The organism is Phenylobacterium sp. (assembly GCF_037138395.1).
GTDB lineage: Bacteria > Pseudomonadota > Alphaproteobacteria > Caulobacterales > Caulobacteraceae > Phenylobacterium.
In genome coordinates, this window is sequence record NZ_JBAXIM010000174.1 from 1 (window position 1) to 4,822 (window position 4,822).

The window sequence follows — 4,822 nt, forward strand, 5'->3', positions numbered from 1 at the left end:
CCTCGGACACCCAGGGGGTGCTCGACGGCGACCTCGACACCTTCATGGGCGCGAGCCTGGCCCAGCGGGTGGGGGTCACCCGGGAGGAGTGAGGTCCTGGAGCCTGTTCCCCTCAGACTTAATGGTCTGGCAGGCCGGCTGACGTTCAAGATGGGGAGGCGGACATTGCGGTGTCCGACGCCAGATCGCTGCCCTGCGCCAACAACAGAAAATGAGGCGTCGCCGGAAACCCGCCTTTCGCATTTCACGAGGCGGTCCAACGTGAACGACCGCCTTCCAGATTCAAACCCAAGCGAGATAGCGTCTGGAGTTCGCCGCGCTTCACGGCCTGTGGCCCCCAGGATTTGCTCTGAAGTGCGACCTCGCCGACGCCGGGGAATGCCAAACACCAGGAGGTGGACTGAGCCCGGCACTATCGCCTCCGTCTAGGTCGCCTCTTTGAGGTAGCCGGTGGCCGCCTTTGTGACTTCCTGCGCCAAGGCTGACCAAGACATCTCCAGCAGGATGGGGTCGTCACCCCGGGACTTCGAGACAAAAGACGAGACTATGATTTGGTAGGAGAACCCGATCACTGACCGCCGCCGGTGTTCGGGCAGAAAATGAAGAAAACCAGAAATAGCATTATTGTAATGCCCAAAAACTCGGCCGCGGCCGGCCAGTCCAATGGCGCGGAGCGACGGAGTGAGCATGCGATAACTATACAATACGCGGTGTAAAGACTCATCCCGCTCCGATATTTCAGCCAGGATTGAAGAGATTTCAGATACAATCTGGCTTGGCCCAGCAAATTGTTGCCCGTTCAGACGCTCGCAGACAGCATCTTCGAGGCGCCTTATAGCCTCCAGCTTGATGGCCTGAACGATGCTGTCCTTGCCGTCGAAACGTCGATAGATGTTGCCGACAGGGATGCCTGCCGCTTCGGCAACCTCTGCCATCGAGAAGCCGTCATTTCCCTTGCGCACAAGCACTTCGGTTGCGGCGGCAACAATGCGGGCCAGCGCCGCGCGGCTCCGCTCCTGCACCGGGCGTCGGACGAATGGGGAAGCCTCATAAAAGTCCATACTCCCTTGTCCGCCAAGACACCGCACTGTCAATGTTGGCGCGCGGAAAAGGGCCGGAGCCTGCACGGATGCTGCGCCTGCCCGGTCGCTATTGAGGTGATGCTCTGGACCTCATCCAGCATGGAGTGTCCGGGCTCTTCACAGGCCAATATGCAAATGATATTCGCGTTTGAGCGTTCCTTTTGGAAATCCAGCCATTTCCCCTCCGCCGAGGACATGACCCATGGACCTGCAACTCGCCCCCGCCGACCTGGCTTTTCGTGAAGAGGTTCGCGCCTTTCTGGACGCGCACCTGACCGAGGACTTGCGCGCAGCCGGGGCGGCAAGGACGGGCTCCTTCTGCGACCTGGCACCGACTGCAAAATGGCATGCCACGCTGCATCGAAAGGGGTGGGTGGCGCCGGACTGGCCTGTCGAGCACGGCGGAACGGGCTGGACAACGACCGAGCGCCACATCTTCGCGTCAGAATGCGCCTCGGCCGGGGCACCGGGCATACACAGTTTTGGGATCCGCATGTGCGGTCCGGTGATCATCGGGTTCGGAACCCCCGAGCAGCAGGCTTACTATCTGCCGAAGATCCTGTCGGGCGAACACCGTTGGTGTCAGGGCTATTCCGAACCTGGCTCAGGCTCGGACCTCGCCTCACTTCAAACCCGTGCCCGGCCGGACGGCGACGACTATGTCGTAAACGGAACCAAAATCTGGACCAGCCTGGCACATCAGGCGACGCACATCTTTTGTTTGGTGAGAACGGACCTGGAGGCCAAGCCGCAGCGCGGCATCTCCTTCCTCTTGATCGACCGCAACACGCCTGGCCTGACCATGCGCCCGATCATCAACATCTCGGGCGAGCATGAGTTCAACCAGGTCTTCTTTGACGACGTGCGGGTTCCGAAATCCCAGCGGATCGGGGCCGAGAACGAGGGTTGGACCGTCGCCAAGTACCTTCTCGAGTTCGAGCGCGGCGGCAACTACGCCAACGGGCTCTGGGCGAGGTTGAAATGGGTGCGAGACCTGGCCTCCAGGTACGCCACTGAGGACGCAGGGTTTGGCCGCAAACTCGCTCAGGTCGAGATCGATATCACAGCGGTCGAAATGCAGGAGCACCGGGTCGTTTCTGCTCGGGCCCTGGGCGAATCTCCGGGCGCGGCCGCTTCAATGCTCAAGCTCCAGGGGAACGTCCTTACCCAGCGACTTGACGAATTGGCGATAGAGGCCTTGGGACCGCAGGCGAGCCACGAAGGTCGCGAGGCGGCTGTGGCCATGGGGCGCTATCTGTATGACCGGGCGGTTACGATCCTTGGGGGAACCAGCGAGATCCAGCGTAACATCATGGCGCGGGCAATGCTGGGGATCTGAAGGCACCCGCCCTATTGCATCGTGATCGCGGTCTCAAAAGCCGGACGGGCGGCGACCCTGGCGACATAGGCCTTAAGGTCCCGCATCTCGTCCGGCCCGCGAATTCGGCACAAAATGCAGTTTCAGAAGCGGTTATGGTGTCCTGATGATCTGCGGCGGTGGCCGCGGCCGGGGCGGGTTGGGTTGACAGGTGGTCGAGGCACCGTCCCGGCCGCGCCTCAGCCTGCGATGGCCATGAACCGTTTCGCCAGAATGCCGTCGGCCTGGGCCATGATGTTGCGGACAACCTCGGCGCAGGTCGGCACATCGTGGATCAGAGCCTGGCTCTGGCCCGTGGTCCAGATGCCGCCATTCAGATCACCATCGCGCAAGACGTTGTTGCGGCCCCGGACGCCCGCCATCAGTTCCTTCACGTCGGCGAAGGACTTGGTCGGGTCCCTCTGGATCTCCGCTACCTGTTCCGAGATGGCGTTGCGAGCGACCCGGGCGGTATTCTTCAGGGAGCGACCCACCAGCACCGTGTCCCGCTCGGTGAAGTCCACGATCTGCTGCTTCACGGCTGGGTGAATCTGGGCCTCTACCGTTGCACAGAAGCGGGTGCCCATGTTGACGCCTTCGGCACCAAGAGCGAGGGCGGCAACCAGGCTGCGCCCGTCGGCCATGCCGCCGGACGCGATCACCGGCACGTCCACTGCATCCACTGTCGCGGGCAGGAGCACCACGAGGCCGATATCGTCCTCGCCCGGGTGCCCGGCACATTCGAAACCGTCGATGCTGATCACGTCTACGCCGTGACGCACGGCAGAGACCGAATGTCGGACGGAGGTGCACTTGTGGATCACCTTCACGCCCGCCTCCTTGAAGCGGGGCAGATGGTCCACCGGCGCGCGTCCCGCCGTTTCAACTATCTTGATGCCGGACGCGATGATGGCCTCGCGATAGTCGTCATAAGGGATCGGGTTGATCGATGGCAGCAACGTCAGGTTTATGCCGAAGGGCTTGGAGGTCAGGGCCTTGGTCTTCTCGATTTCCGCCAGCAGGGCCTCACCCGACGGGAACATGTGAGCGGTGATGAAGCCCAGTGCCCCGGCATTGGCCACCGCTGCCACCAGCTCGCCATAGCCGACCCCGGTCATCCCCCCCATGACGATCGGCGTCTCGACCCCGAACATCTCTGTGATGCGCGTCTTCATGTTATGATCTCCCTGAGCTTGTCGTTGTTGAACTTCATTGACCGCGAAATTCCGGGGCCCGTTTTTCCCTGTAGCTGGCGATGCCTTCGCGGAAGTCTTCAGTCCGGGTACACAGGTCCTGTTCCTTGTCAGCATCGGCAAAGCCCACATCATAGGGGTCGTCCAGGGCTGACCAGACTTGCGCCTTCATGGCGGCAAGGGCTCGGGGGGCTGATTGAGAGGCAATCTGCCGGGCGTAGGCAGTCACGTGCTCGCCCAGAGCGTCGTCCTCCAGGACGGTGTTGACGATGCCAAGCCGTTCAGCCTCGACGCCGTCTATACGTCGGGCGGAATAGAGAAGGTCAAGCGCCCGGGCAGAGCCGATCAGGCGTGCTAGCAGCCACCCGGAGCCCTTTTCCGCCGGTACGCCCAGACGGGCGAAGGTGGCGTTCATCACCGCAGACCGGGCAGCGAAGCGAATGTCGCAGTGAAGGGCGAGGATGAAGCCCCAGCCGAACGCCGGGCCGTTGATCGCGGCGATCGTCGGCTTGCGGGAGGTGATCAACTCATTCCATCCGCCCGAGAAGAACCGTGACAGATCCGGTCCGACGTCGTCTCCCCATTGCGGTGGCGCGACATCCTCTGTTGTCGAGGGTGCGTTGGAGGTCCCGCCCGCTCCAATAACGCTCAGATCAAGGCCCGCGCAGAACCCGCGCCCCGCGCCTGTGATGACGATCACCCGGCATTCGGGATCGGCTGCCGCGCGCCGGACAGCGGTGAAGAAGAGCTGCAACATGGCCGGGGTGAGCGCATTCAGCTTCTCCGGCCGGTTGAAGGTGATCGTGGCCACGCCGTGATCCACGCCGTAACCGATCTGATCGTGCTCGCTCATCCTACCCTCCCTTATTGGTGGCATCGTCAGCATGACCGCGCCCGGACCCTTGCACGACATCAAAGCGAATAACATTCGCATATTGACCTGTGAAGACCGGGTTCTGCCAGGTCACCGCCGGATGCGGCCCGTGTGGGTTGAATTTGGCCGGAGGCCTCTCCTGGCGAGCCCGCCGTCTGCCGCCATTATCGACATATCGTGCGGTCTCGCGCAGGTGCCGATGCGGGCAGCTCACGTCTTTTCGGCAACTCAGTCCGATAACCGGTTCCGACGGATCGCAACAGGTCCTAGGTCGACGGGGTCGCGGCAGGGGCAGGGGCAGCGGTGGGGGCAGGCG

At 62.5% G+C, this 4,822-nt stretch carries 4 protein-coding genes; 1 reads left to right on the top strand and 3 read right to left on the bottom strand.

Translation table 11 applies throughout. The annotated features are described in order from the left end of the window. Window positions 1-425 precede the first annotated feature (425 nt). Window positions 426-1,061, bottom strand: a complete 636-nt coding sequence (locus WCJ52_RS11545; RefSeq protein WP_336903457.1) for a TetR/AcrR family transcriptional regulator — start codon at window positions 1,059-1,061, stop codon at window positions 426-428. Between the two features lie 223 nt (window positions 1,062-1,284). On the opposite strand from WCJ52_RS11545, the gene WCJ52_RS11550 reads away from it, so the two are divergent. Continuing rightward, window positions 1,285-2,421: an acyl-CoA dehydrogenase family protein gene (locus WCJ52_RS11550; RefSeq protein ID WP_336903458.1), complete on the top strand. Its 1,137-nt coding sequence runs from the start codon at window positions 1,285-1,287 to the stop codon at window positions 2,419-2,421. Between the two features lie 218 nt (window positions 2,422-2,639). Here the strand turns inward: WCJ52_RS11550 and WCJ52_RS11555 are convergent, their stop codons facing one another. Then, window positions 2,640-3,614, bottom strand: a complete 975-nt coding sequence (locus tag WCJ52_RS11555) for a nitronate monooxygenase family protein (protein WP_336903459.1) — start codon at window positions 3,612-3,614, stop codon at window positions 2,640-2,642. A 34-nt stretch (window positions 3,615-3,648) separates the two neighbouring features. Beyond that, entirely contained in the window at window positions 3,649-4,485 is an 837-nt protein-coding gene (locus tag WCJ52_RS11560; RefSeq protein WP_336903460.1) for an enoyl-CoA hydratase-related protein, read from the bottom strand. Window positions 4,486-4,822 lie beyond the last annotated feature (337 nt).

Coding starts and splice junctions, on each gene's coding strand:
- WCJ52_RS11545 (WP_336903457.1), bottom strand. CDS start 1,061: ATGGACTTTTATGAGGCTTCCCCATTCGTCCGACGCCCGGTGCAGGAG.
- WCJ52_RS11550 (WP_336903458.1), top strand. CDS start 1,285: ATGGACCTGCAACTCGCCCCCGCCGACCTGGCTTTTCGTGAAGAGGTT.
- WCJ52_RS11555 (WP_336903459.1), bottom strand. CDS start 3,614: ATGAAGACGCGCATCACAGAGATGTTCGGGGTCGAGACGCCGATCGTC.
- WCJ52_RS11560 (WP_336903460.1), bottom strand. CDS start 4,485: ATGAGCGAGCACGATCAGATCGGTTACGGCGTGGATCACGGCGTGGCC.